An 18,790-nucleotide genomic window follows, 5' to 3' on the forward strand; every position below is an offset into this window, starting at 1 on the left:
ACGGTGTCTTGAGCGCGGCCCGGCCGCCCCTGTGGCGTTCTGCGCATGGCTTTGAGCTTCCGGCGCTGCACAGACTCCCGCAATGCTGCCGCAATGATCGGGCCGCTAGAAAGGCTCAGTTGGGGTTCAGGTGCCTATTACATGCGGATTTTGCTTGTCGAGGATGAAGCGGAGATGGCCTGCGCGCTGGCCTCGGCGCTGAAGCGCTACGACATGGTGGTGGACCATGCCCCGACGCTCGCCGAGGCGGAGGAGGCCATTTCCGCCGACGTCCATGCCGCCGTCCTGCTCGACCGCCAGCTTCCCGACGGCGATGGCCTTGCCCTCATCCCAAAGCTCCGCGCGCGCGCCGACGGCGTACCGATCATCGTCCTGACTGCGCGCGGGGAGCTCGCCGACCGCATCGCCGGGCTCGACGGCGGCGCCGACGACTATCTGGCAAAACCGTTTGCAGTCGAGGAGCTGCTGGCCCGGCTCCGCGCAGTGCTGCGGCGGCCCGCCGGCCTCTCCCCCGAAATCATTCGCGCGGGCCGCCTCGCCTTCGACATCGGCCATCGCGAGGCCAGCATCGACGGCCAGCCGTTCGAGCTGCCGCGCCGCGAGCTCCTGGTGCTGGAAGCCCTGGTTCGTCGCATGGGCCGAACCGTGCTGCGCTCGGCGCTGGAAGAGGCGGTCTACAATTTCGACGACGAGATCCAGTCGAACGCGCTCGACACGCATGTCTCGAGGCTGCGGCGAAAGCTCGCGGAAGCCGATGCGGGTATCGAGATCCACGGCATTCGCGGCGTTGGTTATCTGCTCAAGAAATTGCCATGAGCAAACACGACGATCCCTATTGCCTGCGCTCGCGGCTGAGCTGGCGCCTGCTCTCGCTTCAGGCCGCGATCCTGGTCGCGCTGGTTGCGATCGTCCTCGCCGGGCTTTGCGCCTCCGGTTTCGTGCTGGCCGAGAGGGACGAGGACCGCGTCATCGATGTCGTCCAGCGCGCGCTCACGCGCGAGGCGCAAGGCGAACTGGCCTTGCGGCCGACGGCCGATCTGCAGCAATTGCGCAATGAGACGCCGGACCTCTGGTTCCTGGTGCGCGACCGGCAGGGTCGCGTCCTCAGCGAAGGCTCCGTGCCGGCCGAATTCACCGCGATCGGCGGCGGTCTCGACCAGATCAGCCAGGCGCGGCTCGGCTGGCAGCTGTTCGAGGACGATCCGCGCAAGCCGGCGGCGCGGCTGAAGCGGGTCGATACCGACGCCGGCAACGTGCAGGTCATCACCGCAACGCAGGGACGTCTCACCGGCGCCAAGGCGCTGTTCATGACCTCACTCGCGTTTCTCGGCATTGCCCTGCCCGGCCTGCTGCTGATGGGAACGGCGACGTTCATCGCAACGCCGATGATGGTGCGGAGCGCGTTCAGGGGGCTCGATTCCGCAGCGGACGAGGCACGGCGCATCGATATTCATCAGCGCGGCGCGCGGCTCCCGGTGGAGCGGATTCCGCTGGAGGTGCTGCCGCTCGTGACCGCGATCAACGACGCGCTGGCGCGGCTCGACGAGGGCTATGCCCGCCACAAGCGCTTCGTCGCGGACGCCGCACACGAGCTGCGCACGCCGATCGCAATCCTGAACACGCGCCTGGAGTCACTTGCCCCTGGGCCGGACAAGAATCGCCTGCTGCAGGATGCCGCTCGGCTGACGACCCTTGCCGAGCAATTGCTCGATATCCAGCGGCTCGACCGCTGCGACCAGCCTTTCACGCGCGTCAATCTCGCCGCCGTTGCCCAAAGCGTCGCCGCCGACCTTGCGCCGCTGGCGATTGCCGCAGGTTACGAGCTGGCGCTTGATGCGCCGGCGACACCGGTCGAAACGACCGGCGATGCGGCAGCCCTGGAGCGCGCACTGACCAATCTCGTGCAGAATGCGATCCAACACGGTCCTCGCCGGGGCGCGATCGGGATTCGCGTCAGCAGGCCCGCGACTATCGAGGTTACCGATGAAGGCCCCGGAATTCCTGCCGGTCAGCGCGAACAGATCTTCGAGCCGTTCTATCGGCTGACGCCGCTCGATCGCGGCGCCGGCCTCGGCCTCAACATGGTGCGCGAGATCGTGCAGCTGCATGGCGGCCAGGTCTCCGTAGCGGACGGGCCGGAGGGCGGAGCCTGTTTTCGGATGACGCTGCCGCCGGTCCGACAGAGTTGATTCAATCCGCATTCGCCGCTGAAGCGCAATGCAGTCGCAATGCACCTCCGCAACATTGCATCCGTCTCACCTCTGATCTTTCGAGGTGCAAACCAAGATGCCGGAGTGCGCATGCCCAACGATTTCCTTTCCTTCTTCCTGTCCTGGATGTCGTCCCCGCGTCGGGTCGGGGCAGTCGCGCCGTCAGGTGCGGCGCTCGCCGATCTCATCACGCGCGAGATCAGCGCATCGACTGGGCCGATTCTCGAGCTCGGGCCCGGCACCGGCGCGTTCACCTACAAGCTGCTCAAACGCGGCGTCCGGCCGCAGGATCTCACGCTGATCGAATGCGGCTCCGACTTCATGAAGCTCCTGCAAGTGCGCTTTCCCGGGGCGCGCGTGCTGTGGATGGACGCAGGCCGGCTTACGACCGAGCCCCTCTATGACGGCGCCCCCGTCGGCGCGGTCGTGAGCGGGCTGCCGCTGCTCAACATGTCCAGGCGCAAGGTCATCTCGATCCTCAGCGGTGCGTTCAGTTATCTCCGTCCCGGTGGCGCCTTCTACCAGTTCACCTACGGCATGAGCTGCCCGGTGCCGCGGCCCGTGCTCGACCGGCTGGGCCTGCGCGCAAAGCTCGTGGATCGCGCCTTGCTGAACGTGCCACCGGCCTCCGTCTACAGGCTGACGCGGCGACCTCAGATGAAGTTGATCACGGGATCGTTTGCGCCTCAACCATCAGCGCGGGTCGCGCCGGCGCATCACGCGCGCGACCACGCCGCCACGCGCTGAGCCACTAGACGAGCCGGCTCTGCTTCGCCGCCGCCTCGATGAACGAGGCGAACAGCGGATGCGGCTCGAACGGCCGCGACTTCAGCTCGGGATGGAACTGAACGCCGATGAACCAGGGATGATCCTCGTATTCGACGATTTCGGGCAGCACGCCGTCGGGCGAAAGTCCTGAGAATTTCAAGCCGTGCTGCTCGAGGCGATCCTTGTAGGCGGTGTTGACCTCGTAGCGATGGCGGTGGCGCTCGGAGATCTCGGTGGCGCCGCCATAGACCTCAGAGACGCGGCTGCCGCGGTTGAGCGCGGCGGGATAAGCGCCAAGGCGCATCGTGCCGCCGAGATCGCCGGCCTGCGAGCGCTTCTCGAGCTCGTTGCCGCGCAGCCATTCCGTCATCAGGCCGACCAGCGGCTCCTTGGTCGGGCCGAACTCGGTGGAATTGGCGTCCTCAATACCGACGAGGTTTCGCGCCGCCTCGATCACCGCCATCTGCATGCCGAAGCAGATGCCGAAATAGGGAACGTCGCGCTCGCGCGCGAACTGCGCCGCCTTGATCTTTCCTTCCGCGCCGCGCTGGCCGAAACCGCCGGGCACCAGGATGCCGTTGACGTGCTCGAGGAACGGCGCCGGATCTTCCTTCTCGAAGATCTCGCTCTCGATCCAGTCGAGATTGACCTTCACCTTGTTGGCGATGCCGCCATGCGAGAGCGCCTCGATCAGCGACTTATACGCATCCTTCATGCCGGTGTACTTGCCGACGATGGCGATGGTGACGTTGCCTTCGGGGTTGCGGATGCGCTCGTTGATCTCTTGCCAGCTGCGCAGCTCCGGCGGAATACGCGAGGCAATGCCGAACGCGGCGAGCACTTCGTCGTCGAGACCCGCATTGTGATAGGCCTCGGGCACGGCATAGATGTTGTCGACGTCGCGCGCCTCGATCACGGCGCTTTCGCGCACGTTGCAGAACAGCCCGAGCTTGCGCCGCTCTTCCTTCGGGATCTCGCGGTCGGTGCGGCAGAGCAGGATGTCCGGCTGGATGCCGATCGAGCGCAGCTCCTTCACCGAGTGCTGCGTCGGCTTGGTCTTCAGCTCGCCGGCGCTCGGGATATAGGGCAGCAGCGTGAGGTGGATATAGACCGCGTGATCGCGCGGCAGCTCGTTCTTGAGCTGGCGGATCGCCTCGAAGAACGGCAGCCCCTCGATGTCGCCGACGGTGCCGCCGATCTCGACCAGCACGAAGTCGTAATCGTCATTGCCGTCGAGGACGAATTCCTTGATCGCGTTGGTGACGTGCGGAACCACCTGGATGGTCGCGCCGAGATAGTCGCCCCGGCGCTCCTTGGAGATGATGTCCTGGTAGATGCGCCCCGTGGTGATGTTGTCGGCCTTGGTCGCCGGCCTGCCGGTGAAGCGCTCGTAGTGACCGAGATCGAGATCGGTCTCCGCGCCGTCATCGGTCACGAACACTTCGCCGTGCTGGTACGGCGACATCGTTCCGGGATCGAGGTTGAGATAGGGGTCGAGCTTGCGGAGGCGGACCTTGTAGCCCCGGGCCTGCAACAGGGCACCGAGTGCCGCCGAAGCCAGACCCTTGCCGAGCGAGGAAACCACGCCGCCGGTGATGAATATGTACCGCGCCATGGGACTTAACCTCTAATCCCCAAAATTCGATTCGCCAAAGCGATTCGTATTCCGCCCCAAAGATTTTGCGGGCCTATGGGTGAGCCAGAACTAAGAGTGGTGACAGTGTCTTGATGGGGATTGTTGATGCAGGACGGTAGCAGCCGGCCTGCATGGCCCCCCTGCTTTATTGCGAGCGCGGTACCTGCGGACCTGATGGCGCCTGGTTTTGCTGCTGCTCGTCGGCCTTCTTCAGCGAGTCCAGGATGCCGCCCGAAGTCGGCGGCGCGATGGGCGATCCGCCGGCCGGCTGGGTCTGCGACGGCTGGCCGATGATCGATGACGGCTTGCGGTCGTAGCCGGCGTACCAGGACAGGAACAGGCTGGTGAGGAAGAAGCCGACGGCCAGGATCGCGGTGGTACGAGTCAGAAGATTCGCAGTGCCGCGGCTCGACATGAAGCCGGCGCCTCCGCCCATGCCGAGCCCGCCGCCTTCCGACTTCTGGAGCAGGACGGTGCCGATCATGACGGCAACGATCATGAGGTGGATGACGATGACAACGGTCTGCATAGTATCCTTCACAAGCGGACGGCGCCTGACGGCGGCCGATCGCGCTTCGCGGGTTTTCCTGAAGTTGCGCGGTGTTACACGATCGGGAGGGGTATTGCCACCCCCGATCAGATCCTAACCAACGGTTTGGGTTAGCTAGAGGCAGCCCTTGGCAATAGCAAGGAAATCGGCCGCTTTCAGGCTGGCGCCGCCGACCAGCGCGCCGTCGACGTTTTTCACGGCCATCAGCTCGGCCGCGTTCGAGGGCTTGACCGAGCCGCCGTAGAGGATGCGCATTCTGGCACCTTCGTCTTTGAACCGGGAGAGCAGGAGTTCCCGGATAAAGCCATGAATCTGCTCAACATCCTTGGCTGTCGGCGTCAGCCCGGTACCGATCGCCCAGACCGGCTCGTAGGCCACGACCAGATTGGCTGCAGTGGAGCCGTCTGGCAGTGAGCCGTCGAGCTGGCCACGCAGGACGTCCAGGGTTTGGCCGGCGTCGCGCTGGGCCTGCGTCTCGCCGATGCAGACGATCGCCGTCGCCCCGGCGCGCCAGGCGGCCTCGGCCTTCTGCCGGATCAGCGCGTCGCCCTCGCCGTGGTCGGCGCGGCGCTCGGAATGGCCGACGATGATGGCGGCTGCCCCCGCATCCACCAGCATTTCGGCGGCGACATCGCCGGTATGGGCACCGGAGGCCTTGGGATGGCAGTCCTGGGCCCCTACGGCAACCTTCTTGCCACGCGCCTTCTCGGCGAACGCCGCAATCAGTGTCGCCGGCGGGCAGACCAGCAGGTCGGCCTTGCCGGCCACATCTGCCGCGCCGTTGAGCATGGCGTCGAATTCGGCAGCCTGGGCCTTCAGGCCGTTCATCTTCCAATTGCCGGCGATCAGCGGTCGGATGGCGTCGGTCATGTCAAATTCCAGCGATATGAGGTTTGTTCATGCGCTAGCAGAGGTGCTCCTGCAGTTCCAGAGACCAGGGGCTTTTAACCGCAGCTTCTCGCCGTCGCATGAGGCGAGGTTGCGGGGGGAAAGCCACCACTTTATGATGATTGATCAATTTGGTGACGCGCTTTTGCGGAATCTGCATTAAGACGCGCTCCGTTCCCCTCCTGACCAAACAAGTTGGACCAAATGCTTCGAGGAATGCGCAAGGCCTCATCAAACTGGCTCGGCAAGACCATAATGGCCGTGGTGATGGGCGTGTTGATCGTCAGTTTCGGCATTTGGGGCATCGCCGACATCTTCAAGGGCTTTGGACAGTCCACGGTGGCCAAGGTCGGCAGCACCGAGATTTCGCTCAACGAGTTCCGCCAGATCTACACCGACCGCCTGCAGCAGATCAGCCGCCAGTTCGGCCGTCCGTTGACGCCCGACCAGGCCCGCGCCTTCGGCCTCGATCGCCAGGTGCTCCAGCAGACCATCGCCGAAGCCGCCCTCGACGAAGAGGCGCGCCGGCTCGGGCTCGGCCAGACCGACGACCAGATCCGCCAGGTCATCATGAACGATCCCAACTTCAAGGGCGTCGGCGGCAATTTCGATGCGAACCGCTTCCAGGCCGTGATCCGCAATTTCGGCTATACCGAGCAGCGCTATGTCGCCGAGCAGCGCAAGGTGTCGCTGCGCCGCCAGATCACCGGCACGATCGGCGCTGGCATCGAGCCGCCGAAGACCATGATCGACGTGCTGACGCGCTACCAGAACGAGCAGCGCGCCATTGAATTCGTCAAGCTCGACGCAGCTCAGGCCGGCCAGATCGACGCGCCCTCTCCCGAAGCCCTCGCCACCTATTTCGAGGATCACAAGGTCCAGTTCCGCGCGCCCGAATACCGCAAGATCGCCTTCGTCGTGGTCTCGCCGGAAGAGATCGGCAAGTGGACCGAGGTCTCCGACGAGGACGCCAAGAAGGTGTTCGAGCAGCGCAAGGACCGGCTCGGCACTCCGGAGAAGCGCCAGATCCACCAGATCGTATTCCCGAATGCCGCCGAGGCGCAGGCCGCGCGCGAGCGGCTCGCCGGCGGGCTGTCGTTCGAGGATCTCGGCAAGGAGCGCGGGCTGAGTGCCTCCGACGTCGACCTTGGCCTCGTGACCAAGTCTTCGCTCGATCCCGCGGTCGGCGACGCCGCCTTCGCACTTCCCGTCGGTGAGATCAGCCAGCCGATCCAGGGCGCTCTCGGCACCTCCATCGTCAGGGTCGACAAGATCGAGCCGGGCAAAGAGGCGGACTACGGCAGCCTTGCCGGCGACATCAAGCGCGAGATCGCGACCGAGCGTGCGCGCGTCAAGGTCGCCGATCTCCGCGACAAGATGGAAGACGAGCGCGGCGGCGGCTCCAGCGTGATCGACGCGGCGCAGAAGCTCGGCCTCACCGCCGTGACCATCGACGCCGTCGACCGGTCCGGCCGCGCCCCGAACGGCCAGCCGGTCGCCAATATCCCGCAGGGCCTCGACGTGGTGTCGCAGGCCTTCAACACCGATGTCGGCGTCGACACCGACGCAATCTCGTTCAAGGGCGGCTATGTCTGGTACGACGTGCTAGCCATCACGCCCTCGCGCGACCGCAATCTCGACGAGGTCCGCGACCAGGTCGAGGCGCGCTGGCGCCAGGACCAGATCGCGGCCAAGCTGAAGGCCAAGGCGACCGAGATGGTGCAGAAGCTCGAAGCAGGCGGCAAGCTCGCCGACGAGGCCGCCGCCGTCGGCGCCAAGGTGGAGACCGCAGCCGGCTTCAAGCGCGACGACTCGCCCGCCGGCGTGCCTGCCACCGTCGTGTCGACCGCCTTCCGCACCGCCAAGGACGGCGTCGGACAGACAGCCGTGAGCGGCGGCAGCGAGGTCATCGTCTTCCGCGTCACCGACATCGTGGATCCCGCGGTCGACTTCGCCTCCGACGCGGTCAAGCAGCTGAAGGAGAGCCTCGACCGGGCCCAGACCGAGGAGCAGGTCGCCTCCTACGTCAACAAGCTTGAAACCGACATCGGGACCACCATTAATCAGGCCGCCTTCGCGCAGGTGACCGGCGCGAACCAGTGAGTTGAAAGCACGCGATGGACGACCTGAAATCGATCATTGGAAAAGTGGCGACCGGCGCCAGCCTGTCGCGTGATGAAGCCGCTTCCGCCTTCGACGCCATGATGTCGGGCGAGGCGACGCCCTCGCAGATGGGCGGACTGTTGATGGCGCTGCGCGTGCGCGGTGAGACCGTGGACGAGATCACTGGCGCCGTTTCCGCGATGCGCTCGAAGATGCTGACCGTGACCGCGCCGCCCGACGCCGTGGACATCGTCGGCACCGGCGGCGACGGCTCCGGCTCGGTCAACGTCTCGACCTGCGCGTCCTTCATCGTCTCGGGCGCCGGTGTGCCGGTCGCCAAGCACGGCAACCGCGCACTGTCGTCGCGCTCGGGCGCCGCCGACGTGCTGGCCTCGCTCGGGGTGAAGATCGACCTGAAGCCGGAGCAGGTCGGGCGCTGCGTGCGCGAATGCGGCATCGGCTTCATGTTCGCCCCCGCCCACCATCCCGCCATGAAGAACGTCGGCCCGACCCGAGTCGAGCTTGCCACGCGCACGATCTTCAACCTGCTCGGCCCCCTGTCCAACCCGGCCGGCGTGAAGCGGCAGATGGTCGGCGTGTTCTCGAGGCAATGGGTCCAGCCGCTCGCGCAGGTGCTGAAGAACCTCGGCTCGGAATCCGCATGGGTCGTGCACGGCTCCGACGGCCTCGACGAGATCACCCTCACCGGCCCGACCTTCGTCTCCGCGCTCCACAATGGCGAGATCCGGAATTTCGAGGTGACGCCCGAGGAGGCCGGACTGTCGCTTTGCGAGGCCGGTGCGCTCCGGGGCGGCGACGCCGACGCCAATGCGATCGCGCTGCAAAGCGTGCTCGACGGCAAGCCGAGTCCCTATCGTGACGTGGCGCTGATCAACGCCGCCGCCGCGCTGGTCGTGGCCGGCCGCGCCAAGGACCTCAAGGAAGGCGTCGCGATCGGCGCCCGCTCTATCGACAGCGGCGCGGCCAACGCGAAGCTGAAGCACCTGGTCACGGTCTCCAACAGCTGAATTGCGCATGTCCGACATTCTGACCAAGATCGAAACCTATAAGCGCGAGGAGATCGCGGCGGCAAAGCGGGCGCAGCCGTTGTCGGCGGTGGAGGCGCAAGCCAAGGCCGCTTCCGCGCCCCGTGGTTTCCTGCGTGCGATCAAGAGCAAGCTTGCCAATGGCGACTACGCGCTGATCGCCGAGATCAAGAAGGCCTCGCCCTCCAAGGGTCTCATCCGCGCCGATTTCGACCCGCCGGCCCTCGCAAAAGCCTATGAGGCGGGCGGTGCGGCCTGTCTGTCGGTGCTGACGGACACGCCCTCGTTCCAGGGTCATCTCGACTTCCTGGTGGCGGCGCGCGCGGCAGTGTCGCGGCCGGTGCTGCGCAAGGATTTCATGTTCGACACGTATCAGGTGATCGAGGCGCGCGCGCACGGCGCCGACTGCATCCTGATCATCATGGCGGCGCTCGATGATGCCGCCGCGAGGGATATCGAAGACGCTGCCATCGCCTACGGCATGGACGTGCTGATCGAGATCCATGACCGCGCCGAGCTCGAACGGGCGCTGAAGCTGCGGTCGCCGATGATCGGTGTCAACAACCGCAACCTGCGCACCTTCGAGACGACGCTTGCGACCAGCGACGCGCTGGCGCCGCTGATCCCTCGGGACCGGCTGATGGTCGGCGAGAGCGGCATCTTCACGCCAGAAGATCTCGCCCGGCTCGAGCGCGCCGGCATATCGACGTTCCTCGTCGGCGAAAGCCTGATGCGACAGGCCGACGTCACTGCGGCGACGCGCGCGCTGCTCGCGCGCAACACGACAGGCGCGCGCTGATATGGCGCGCAAGCCAGCCAAGACCAAGCCAGCCAAGACGAAGCCGGCCAAGACGAAGCCGGCCAAATCCAAGACCGGCTCCGCCCTCACCCATATCGGAGCTTCCGGCGAGGCGCGGATGGTCGACGTCTCGGACAAGCCCGCGACCGAGCGGCTTGCTGTCGCGGAAGGCCGCGTCATCATGACCAAAGCGACGCTCGACCTGATCGTGTCCGGCAACGCCAAGAAGGGCGACGTGCTCGGCACCGCGCGCATCGCCGGCATCATGGCCGCCAAGCGCACATCGGAGCTGATCCCGCTCTGCCATCCGCTCGCGCTGTCGAAGGTGACGGTCGACATCGAGCCTGACGCGAACTTGCCGGGCTGCCTCGTTCGGGCCAGCGTGAAGGTGACGGGCCCGACCGGCGTCGAGATGGAGGCCCTCACGGCGGTCTCGGTCACCTGCCTCACCATCTACGACATGATCAAGGCGGTCGAGCGCGGCGTGCGCATCGAAGGCATCCACCTGATCGAGAAGCTCGGCGGCAAGTCCGGCCACTACCGCGCCTGACACGCGCTTGATTCGGCGAACCGCCTCTCGCGCGGCGCGCTTCGATTGCATTTGTGCGCCGCCCTTCATGTTGCGTTAACCGCGCTTCCTAACTTTGCCTCCACACCGTTCCCGTAAACCAACGGGTGTTTCCAGGGCCAAGCATTGATCCTGAGGTGTGCCCGGCAATGATCCAGCATGATGACGAAATTCGGCAGTCGCCTCTTTGAACAGGCATTCGTGCGCGGCGGACCGGTCCGCTGGCTGGTGATGGGCGGCACGCTGCTGATCGTGGCCATCGCCATCGGCTCGGTCCTGATGGCGCAGAACTTCCGTGAGCGGGCGCTGCGCAACTCCGGCCGCGAGCTGGAAAATACCGTCCTGCTGCTCGCGCATCATTTCGATCAGCAATTGCAGGATTTCGCGGTCATCCAGAAGGATTTCGTCGACCATGTCCGCACCGCCGGAATCACGACCGGCAGGGAATACCGCAAGCACCTCTCAGGCGAGGATGTCCACCGGATGCTGCGATCGAAGATCGAGGCGCTGCCCTACATGGGCGGCGTCAACATCATCGATGCCGAAGGCAATCTGATCAACTCGTCGACGGCATGGCCGGCTCCAAAGGTGAACGTTGCCGATCGCGCCTACTTCCGCACCTTCAAATACGATCCCTATTCACCTGACGTCCTGATCGAGCCGCTGCACAGCCGCATCTCCGGCGCATGGACCATTCTGGTGGCCCGGAGGATCGTCGCACCAAGCGGCGAGTTCCTCGGTGTCGTCGGACGCGGGATCGAGCCCGCCAACTTCGAGAAATTCTTCGCCTCCGTCGTGCTCGGCGAAGGCGCGACGATCTCGATGCTGCATCGCGACGGCACGCTGCTCGCCCGTTACCCCCATTCCAGCGAATTGATGGGACGTAATTTCAAGATCGGCTCGTTCGCCAATCAGAGGGTGTTCGGGCTCGATCATTTCGCCGGCCGCTTCAACAGCCCCGTCGACGGCGAGGACCGGCTGATCTCCTCCCGTGCCCTGCCCCACTTCCCGATCCTGATGATGGCCACCACGACGCGCGCGGCGGCTCTGGCGGACTGGCGCGAGCAGATCGGCATTCTGATCTCGATCGCCGTCTCTTCCGCGCTCGCCATCGCAGGCGTGCTGATAGCGATCGTGCGCAAGCTGCTGGAGCAGCACCGCCTTTCCCGGGAACGGCTGACTCTGGAGAAGCAGCGGCTCGACCGCGCCGTCAACAACATGACGCAGGGCCTCTTGCTGTTCGACGCCGAGCAGCGCCTCGTGGTCTGCAACCAGCGCTACATCGAGATGTACGGATTGTCGGCCGAGGTCGTGAAGCCCGGCTCCAGCTTCCACGACATCATCACCCACCGCAAGGCAACCGGCTCGTTCACCGGCGACGTCGACGCTTACGTCGGGCTCGTGCTGAAGGACATCCATGTGCGCAATTCCATGGTGGTCGATACCTCCGACGGGCGCTCGATCCACATCCTCAACGAACCGCTCGCGGATGGCGGCTGGGTCGCGACCCATGAGGACATCACGGAGCGCCGTCGCATCGAGGAGCGCATCACCCACCTCGCCCATTACGATGCGCTGACGGATCTGCCCAACCGCACCATGTTCCACGACCATCTGCGCGAAGCGCTGGCAGCGGTCCGCGACGGCAAACAGATCGCGGTGCATTACATCGACATCGACGAGTTCAAGGGCGTCAACGACGCGCTCGGCCATCTCGTCGGCGACGAGCTGCTGAAGTCGGTAGCGGCGAGCCTCCAGCGCTGTGCAGGCCCGGCGGACTTCGTGGCGCGACTTGGCGGCGACGAATTCGCCATCGTACAGAGCGCGGTGACGTCGCCGGACCAGGTCAATAAGCTCGTCGCGCGGGTCTTCGAAGCCATCCGCACGCCGTTCGATTGCATGGGCCATCATCTCACCACCGATGCCAGCATCGGCATCGCGCTCGCACCGGAACACGGCACGGTGCTGGACCAGATCCTCAAGAACGCGGACATGGCGATGTACGCGGCGAAATCCGCCGGACGCCGCACCTACCGCTTCTTCGAGCCGGAGATGGACGCCAGGGTCCGCGAGCGTCGCCAGCTCGAGAGCGACCTGCGCCACGCCATCGCCCAAGGCGGTTTCGAAGGAGGGCTCGAGGTCTATTACCAGCCTTGCCTTAGCCTGAAGGACGACCGCATCACCGGCTGCGAGGCATTGGTGCGCTGGCGCCATCCCGAGCGCGGCATGGTCTCGCCGGCCGAGTTCATCCCGATCGCCGAAGACACCGGCCTCATCAACGAGATCGGCGAATGGGTGCTGGCCACCGCCTGCCGGGACGCAGCCGCCTGGCCCGACGACATCCGCCTCGCGGTCAACGTCTCGCCGGTGCAGTTCAAGAGCGGCACGCTGGCGCTGAAGATCATGGCGGCGCTCGCCGCGTCGAACCTGCCGGCGAGCCGGCTCGAGCTCGAGATCACCGAGGCGGTCCTGATCCGCGACGACGATGCCGCGCTTGCGATCCTGCACCAGCTCCGCGCCATCGGCGTGCGCATCGCGCTCGACGATTTCGGCACCGGCTACTCATCCCTGAGCTATCTGCACCGTTTCCCCTTCGACAAGATCAAGATCGACCGCTGTTTCGTCGACGACATCGCCCGCCCCGACGGCTCCGCCAGCATCGTTCAGGCCGTCGTCAATCTGGCGGCCTCCCGCCGCATGACCACCACGGCCGAGGGCGTCGAGACCGAGGAGCAGCAGCGCCTGCTTCGCGCGCTCGGCTGTTCCGAGATGCAGGGTTATCTGTTCAGTGCCGCCAGGCCGGCCGACAAGATGCCGGAGTTGTTTGCACTGCATCGCAGCCGGCTCGCCCGGCGCGAAGGCTACGAGAGGCGCCGCCGCGAGGCCGGTTAGGCCTTCGCCGCGAGGGAGGGGATGACTCCGAGGGCGTCCCTAAAAACATTCGCCCGGAAGCGGTCATCCACTCCCGGGCGATTCATACCTGGAGATCGCAAGGTCTAGTTCGGAACCGCCGCCTTCGACGCGGGCTTCGAGGCGACGGCATTCGCGGTCACGCCGTGGAGGAAGTCGTAGGCCGCATGCAGGGCCTTGTCGTCCTTCTCTTCCGGCGGGACATAAGACTGCGATCCGGTCTGCTCGGTGCCGTCGGAAGCCGACAGATGGCCGCGCATCTGGGATTCCGCCATGGTGTCCATCCGGCCCTTCAGCTCGGGCGGCACGTCCTGGAGGATCTCGATGTCGGGCGCGATGCCCTGAGCCTGGATCGAGCGGCCCGACGGCGTGTAGTAGCGCGCCGTGGTCAGCGCCAGCGCGCCGTTGCCGGAGCCGAGCGGAATGATGGTCTGCACCGAGCCCTTGCCGAACGAACGCGTGCCGATCAGCGTCGCCCGCTTGTGGTCGTGCAGCGCGCCGGCCACGATTTCCGAGGCCGAGGCCGATCCGCCATTGATCAGGACCACGAGCGGTTTGCCCTTGGTGAGGTCGCCGCCATGCGCGGTGAAACGCTGAGTCTCGTCCGGATTGCGGCCGCGTGTCGAGACGACCTCGCCGCGCTGCAGGAAGGCGCTCGACACCGACACGGCCTGATCGAGCAGTCCGCCCGGATTGTTGCGCAGATCCATCACGTAACCTGCGAGCTTCTCCGCCGGGACCTGCTTGGAGATCGACGCGATCGCCTTCTTCAGGCCGTCGGTGGTCTGCTCGTTGAAGGAGGTGACGCGGATATAGCCGATGTCGCCGTTCTCGACGTGGAAGCGCACCGGACGCACATGGATGATTTCGCGCGTGATCGAAACGTCGAGCGGCGCATCGGCGCCCTTGCGCACGATGGTAAGCTTGGTCTTGGTATCGACGGGACCCTTCATCTTGTTGACGGCCTGTTCGAGCGTCATCCCCTGCACGGCCTCGCCGTCGATCTTGCTGATGAGGTCGCCCGACATGATGCCGGCCTTCGAGGCCGGCGTGTCGTCGATCGGCGAGACCACCTTGACGAGGCCATCCTCCATGGTGACCTCGATGCCGAGCCCGCCGAACTCGCCGGAGGTGGTCTCCTGCATCTCGGTCCAGGCCTTGGCGTTCATGTAGCGCGAGTGCGGATCGAGTGAGGTCACCATGCCGGTGATCGCGCCCTCGATCAGCTTGGCGTTGTCGGGCTTCTCGACATAGCTGGCCTTGACCCGCTCGAACACCGCGCCGAACAAATTGAGCTGGGAGTAGGCATCGTCCGCGGTCGCTGCTGCCCGTGCCGCCCATACGCCGCTGTGCGGGCCGGCTACCAGAAGGGTCAGACACGCTCCGGTGAGCGCGCCAAGGGGGAACAGCAGGGTTTTCCGCATGGATGAGGTAGCCTTTTGCTTGGCGGTTCTCTTGGGGTTGGGAGCGCCCTGGAAATGGCGATCCAGCCCACTTCTCACAATACCATTCCGGTTTCTTCAAGGCCGGGATGCCACGCTGGCGGGTATACGAAGAAATCCCTTCGCCTTGGCCTAAACTTTTGGCAACGTTCCGAAACTGTTTCGCGCGAAGCGCAAACCGGTCGGGCCGCCCACGCCTCGCAGCTATGCGATTTTAGGATGGTTTTGGAGGGCCGGACGCGATAGGCGATGACGATAAGAGTTCAAATTCTCGGGAGGACAACAATGAACGAAGCGCCCCGCATCCGGCCTGAAAGGAACGTCGAGCTCGGCGCCAGCAACGAGCCGTTCCAGAACCTCCACGAGTTCATCCGGAAAGCGCGCGCCAACCTGAACCAGAACGCCTGGGACTACATCGTCGGCGCGGCCGAGACCGAGACCACCATGCGCCGCAACCGGATGGCGCTGGACGAGATCGCCTTCCGCCCGCGCGTGCTGCGCGATGTCCGCAAGGTCGACGCAGGGGTCGATCAATTCGGCCGCAGGATGCGTCTGCCGGTGGTGCTCGCCCCGGTCGGCGCCCTCGAGATCTTCGATCCGGATGGGGCGGCAAGCGTGGCACGCGCCGCCGGTACTTTCGGTGCCGCGCACATGCTGAGCTCGGTCTCCGAGCCTGGCCTCGAGAAGACCGCCGAAGCCGCGCCCGATGCGCTGCGGCTCTATCAGCTCTATGTCCGCGGCGACGACGCCTTCGTCGCCGATGTCGTCAGCCGGGCCGAGAAGAACGCCTATGCCGCTTTCTGCCTGACCGTCGACACCGCCCATTACAGCCGTCGTGAGCGCGACATCGCCAAGCGCTACGTTCGCGAGAGCCGCCTGCGCGCCACCGGCGGCGATTTCCAGAAGGGCCTGGAGTGGCGGACCGTGAAGATGATCAAGGACAAGTTCAAAATACCGCTGATCCTCAAGGGCATTGCCACGGCAGAAGATGCGCTGATCGCGCTCGATCACGGCGTCGAGTGGATCTACGTCTCCAACCATGGCGGCCGCCAGCTCGACCACGGCCGCGGCGCCATGCACGTGCTGCCCGAGATTGTCGATGCCGTGAAGGGCCGCGCCAAGATCATGGTCGACGGCGGCTTCGGCCGCGGCACCGATATCGTCAAGGCGATCGCGGCGGGTGCAGACCTCGTCGGCATCGGCAGGCTGCAATGCTGGGCGCTGGCGGCTGCAGGCGAGGCCGGAGTCACACGGATGCTGGAGCTGCTGGAGGACGAGGTGCTGCGCTGCCTTGGCCTCCTGGGCGCCACCTCGTTCGCCGAGGTCGACAAATCCTGCCTGCATCCGGCGACCGCCACCAATGCGCCCAGCGTGTTCAGCGCGTTCCCGCTGTTCGACCACGAGCCCTATCGCTACTGACTTGCCGATACTGAAGTGAAAAGGACGCAATGACATCGCTCTTTCCCGGCAGCGCGGATGCGCTTCTGTTCGATCTCGGGCGCGTGGTGCTCGACATCGACTTCTCCAAGGCGATCGCCTGCTGGGCGGGACATGCCGGCTGTCAGCCCGAGGCCATCGTCGCGCGCTATGTGCGTGACGAGGCCTACCGGCTGCACGAGATGGGCAAGATCAGCGACGAGGACTATTTCGATTCGCTGCGTGCTTCACTCGGAATCGGCATTTCGGATGCGCAGTTCCTGGAAGGCTGGAACGCGATCTTCGCCGGCGAGATGCCAGATATCGCCGAGCTGTTGCCGCGCGCGGCGAAGCAGATGCCGCTCTACGCCTTCTCCAACACCAATCGGCCGCATGTGGACTATTTCTCGAAGGAGTATGCCGGCGTGCTCGGCCATTTCCGCGAGCTGTATCTGTCGTCCAGCATCGGCCTGCGCAAACCGGATGCGGAGGCGTTCGACCACGTCGTCGCCGCGATCGGAGTGCCGGCCGGTCGTATCGTGTTCTTCGACGACCTCGCCAAGAACATCGAGGGCGCGCGGGCGCGAGGTTTGAACGCCGTGCACGTGACGTCGCCTGGCGACGTCGGGAACGCATTGAGGGCGCTTGGCATCTGACGCCAACCGGGTGGCGCGAGAGGTCCGCCGAGCCCCTCGGTTCCGGAACTCAATTTGCTGAAGATGAGGAACCCAATGCCTCTGTGCATTTTTGTACGGAGTTCCGGGAACGGAATACCACCCTTCGGACTCATGAGTCGGTTGGGATTTCTACATCGGACGGATCGACGTGCTGGGCAAAACCTATCTCACCAAGCAAGCCTCTCTCCTGCTTGAATTCGCCAGAACCACCTCGGACTCGGATCTTTCCGCCAAGCTGATCAGCAAGGCGGCCGACCTGAAGTCCATGGCCGATCCGCTGCCCGACAAGGATCAGGATCCCAGAGCTCCCGACATCGCACCGGACGTCGGTCCAAGCGATCCGGCAGAACGTTGACCGATGTTGGCGGTGGCGCTCGTCATTCTCGTCCTCGCCATGGCTATCCTCGTACCGGTCTGTCTCGCCTTCCGGATCATGCCGCGGCGGACTTGAGCTCCCTGCTCCACGACAGAAATCGCGCCGGATAAATCATCCTGCGTGCTGCTTTGCCTCGCGCCTGCACTCGGCTAGAACTCTCGCCATCCATTTGCAGGAGTTTCCGCCCGTGGCCCTCATGCCGGTTTCTGACGCGCTTGCCGCGGTGCTGGCGGGTGCAGAGCCGCTGCCTGAAGAGATGGCTTCCCTCGATGAGGCCTACCATCGCGTGCTCGCCCGCGACGTCGCGGCGCGGCGCACGCAGCCGCCGCAGGCGATGTCGGCGATGGACGGCTATGCCGTGCGCGCCGCCGATGCGGCAACGGTCGATTCCCGGCTCGCGGTCGCCGGCGAGGTCGCGGCGGGTCGACCGTTCGCGGGAAGGGTTGGGCCCGGCGAAGCCGTGCGGATCTTCACCGGGGGCGTCGTTCCCGACGGCGCCGATGCGGTCGTGATCCAGGAGGACACCGTCGCGGAAGGCAAGCTCATCACGATCAAGGAAGCGGCGATTCCCGGTCGGCACATCCGCCCCGCCGGCATCGACTTCCGCGAGGGAGATGTGCTGCTCCGCAAGGGAAGCCGTCTCACGGAGCGCGATCTCGCGCTGGCCGCCGGGATGAACCACCCGCATCTCCCCGTCTGCCGCCGTCCGAGGGTCGCGATCCTCGCCACCGGCGACGAATTGGTGATGCCGGGCACCACGCCCGGTCACGGCCAGATCGTCTATTCCAACGGCTATGCCCTGCACGCGCTCGCCCGCAGCGAGGGCGCCGAGACCATCGACCTCGGCGTTGCCGCCGATACCTTGGAGGCCACTTCCGCCGGCATCCGTCGCGCCCGGGAGAGCGGTGCCGACATCCTGATCACGACCGGTGGCGCGTCGGTCGGCGACCACGATCTGATCCAGCAGGCGCTCAAGGACGAAGGCATCTCGATGGCCTTCTGGAAGATCGCGATTCGGCCCGGCAAGCCGATGATGCACGGACGACTCGGCGCAATGCGCGTGATCGGCCTGCCCGGCAATCCCGTATCCTCTTATGTGTGCGCCTTCCTGTTCATGGTGCCGCTGATTCGCGCCCTGTCGGGCCGATCAGTGATTCATCATCGCCGCGAGCTCGCCGTGCTGGGCCGCGATCTCGGTGCCAACGACCAGCGCGAGGATTATCTGCGTGCGCGCCTGGAACAGCGTGACGACGGTACGCTCGTCGCTCTTCCCGTGGGCCATCAGGACTCCTCTCTGCTTGCGAATCTGGCTGCAGCACAGGTACTTCTCGTGCGCGCACCGTTCGCGCCGAGGGCCGAGGCCGGCACGCCTTGCGAGGTGCTGCGCCTGCCCGCCTGAGC

16 protein-coding genes are annotated in these 18,790 nt (G+C 65.5%); 12 read left to right on the forward strand and 4 right to left on the reverse strand.

The window, feature by feature from the left end; genetic code table 11:
* The first annotated feature begins 141 nt into the window (after positions 1 to 141).
* From ABIG06_RS32575 to ABIG06_RS32585, 3 genes are all read left to right on the forward strand, one after another.
* Positions 142 to 816: a response regulator gene (locus ABIG06_RS32575; RefSeq protein ID WP_124158135.1), complete on the forward strand. Its 675-nt coding sequence runs from the start codon at positions 142 to 144 to the stop codon at positions 814 to 816.
* A complete protein-coding gene (locus tag ABIG06_RS32580) occupies positions 813 to 2,189 on the forward strand; it encodes a sensor histidine kinase (RefSeq protein WP_370140027.1) in 1,377 nt (458 codons plus the stop codon). The genes ABIG06_RS32575 and ABIG06_RS32580 overlap by 4 nt, the downstream gene beginning before the upstream one ends.
* Before the next feature lie 111 nt (positions 2,190 to 2,300).
* Positions 2,301 to 2,957 (forward strand): class I SAM-dependent methyltransferase, encoded by a 657-nt coding sequence (locus ABIG06_RS32585; RefSeq protein WP_370140028.1) that lies wholly within the window; start codon positions 2,301 to 2,303, stop codon positions 2,955 to 2,957.
* Between the two features lie 4 nt (positions 2,958 to 2,961).
* Here the strand turns inward: ABIG06_RS32585 and ABIG06_RS32590 are convergent, their stop codons facing one another.
* From ABIG06_RS32590 to tpiA, 3 genes are all read right to left on the reverse strand, one after another.
* On the reverse strand, positions 2,962 to 4,593 hold the full coding sequence (locus tag ABIG06_RS32590; RefSeq protein ID WP_124158132.1) for a CTP synthase: 1,632 nt from the start codon (positions 4,591 to 4,593) through the stop codon (positions 2,962 to 2,964).
* A 166-nt stretch (positions 4,594 to 4,759) separates the two neighbouring features.
* Positions 4,760 to 5,143, reverse strand: coding sequence for a preprotein translocase subunit SecG (secG, locus tag ABIG06_RS32595; protein ID WP_124158131.1), 384 nt, complete (start codon positions 5,141 to 5,143; stop codon positions 4,760 to 4,762).
* Between the two features lie 135 nt (positions 5,144 to 5,278).
* On the reverse strand, positions 5,279 to 6,034 hold the full coding sequence (gene tpiA, locus ABIG06_RS32600) for a triose-phosphate isomerase (RefSeq protein WP_124158130.1): 756 nt from the start codon (positions 6,032 to 6,034) through the stop codon (positions 5,279 to 5,281).
* 222 nt (positions 6,035 to 6,256) lie between these two features.
* Here tpiA and ABIG06_RS32605 point away from each other — a divergent pair, with 222 nt between their 5' ends.
* The 5 genes from ABIG06_RS32605 (at position 6,257) to ABIG06_RS32625 (ending at position 13,460) form a co-directional block, all read left to right on the forward strand.
* The gene (locus tag ABIG06_RS32605; RefSeq protein ID WP_124158129.1) at positions 6,257 to 8,155 is read left to right on the forward strand and encodes a peptidylprolyl isomerase; all 1,899 of its coding nucleotides are present in this window, start codon (positions 6,257 to 6,259) and stop codon (positions 8,153 to 8,155) included.
* Between the two features lie 14 nt (positions 8,156 to 8,169).
* Positions 8,170 to 9,183 carry an anthranilate phosphoribosyltransferase gene (trpD, locus tag ABIG06_RS32610; protein WP_124158128.1) on the forward strand — a complete coding sequence of 338 codons (1,014 nt, stop codon included), beginning with the start codon at positions 8,170 to 8,172 and terminating at the stop codon, positions 9,181 to 9,183.
* Between the two features lie 7 nt (positions 9,184 to 9,190).
* Entirely contained in the window at positions 9,191 to 10,000 is an 810-nt protein-coding gene (gene trpC, locus ABIG06_RS32615) for an indole-3-glycerol phosphate synthase TrpC (protein ID WP_124158127.1), read from the forward strand.
* A gap of 1 nt (position 10,001) precedes the next feature.
* Complete coding sequence (moaC, locus tag ABIG06_RS32620) at positions 10,002 to 10,550, forward strand: cyclic pyranopterin monophosphate synthase MoaC (protein WP_124158126.1); 549 nt, start codon at positions 10,002 to 10,004, stop codon at positions 10,548 to 10,550.
* A 177-nt stretch (positions 10,551 to 10,727) separates the two neighbouring features.
* Positions 10,728 to 13,460 (forward strand): bifunctional diguanylate cyclase/phosphodiesterase, encoded by a 2,733-nt coding sequence (locus ABIG06_RS32625; protein WP_370140029.1) that lies wholly within the window; start codon positions 10,728 to 10,730, stop codon positions 13,458 to 13,460.
* Positions 13,461 to 13,564: 104 nt separating this feature from the next.
* Here the strand turns inward: ABIG06_RS32625 and ABIG06_RS32630 are convergent, their stop codons facing one another.
* Positions 13,565 to 14,902 carry a S41 family peptidase gene (locus ABIG06_RS32630; protein ID WP_370140030.1) on the reverse strand — a complete coding sequence of 446 codons (1,338 nt, stop codon included), beginning with the start codon at positions 14,900 to 14,902 and terminating at the stop codon, positions 13,565 to 13,567.
* A gap of 303 nt (positions 14,903 to 15,205) precedes the next feature.
* Here ABIG06_RS32630 and ABIG06_RS32635 point away from each other — a divergent pair, with 303 nt between their 5' ends.
* The 4 genes from ABIG06_RS32635 (at position 15,206) to glp (ending at position 18,788) form a co-directional block, all read left to right on the forward strand.
* Positions 15,206 to 16,339, forward strand: a complete 1,134-nt coding sequence (locus ABIG06_RS32635; protein WP_370140031.1) for an alpha-hydroxy acid oxidase — start codon at positions 15,206 to 15,208, stop codon at positions 16,337 to 16,339.
* Between the two features lie 29 nt (positions 16,340 to 16,368).
* Positions 16,369 to 16,992: an HAD-IA family hydrolase gene (locus tag ABIG06_RS32640; protein WP_370140032.1), complete on the forward strand. Its 624-nt coding sequence runs from the start codon at positions 16,369 to 16,371 to the stop codon at positions 16,990 to 16,992.
* 169 nt (positions 16,993 to 17,161) lie between these two features.
* Positions 17,162 to 17,368 (forward strand): hypothetical protein, encoded by a 207-nt coding sequence (locus ABIG06_RS32645; protein WP_424578485.1) that lies wholly within the window; start codon positions 17,162 to 17,164, stop codon positions 17,366 to 17,368.
* A gap of 208 nt (positions 17,369 to 17,576) precedes the next feature.
* Positions 17,577 to 18,788, forward strand: coding sequence for a gephyrin-like molybdotransferase Glp (glp, locus tag ABIG06_RS32650; RefSeq protein WP_370140034.1), 1,212 nt, complete (start codon positions 17,577 to 17,579; stop codon positions 18,786 to 18,788).
* Positions 18,789 to 18,790 lie beyond the last annotated feature (2 nt).

Source organism: Bradyrhizobium sp. USDA 326 (assembly GCF_049739485.1).
Taxonomy (GTDB): domain Bacteria; phylum Pseudomonadota; class Alphaproteobacteria; order Rhizobiales; family Xanthobacteraceae; genus Bradyrhizobium.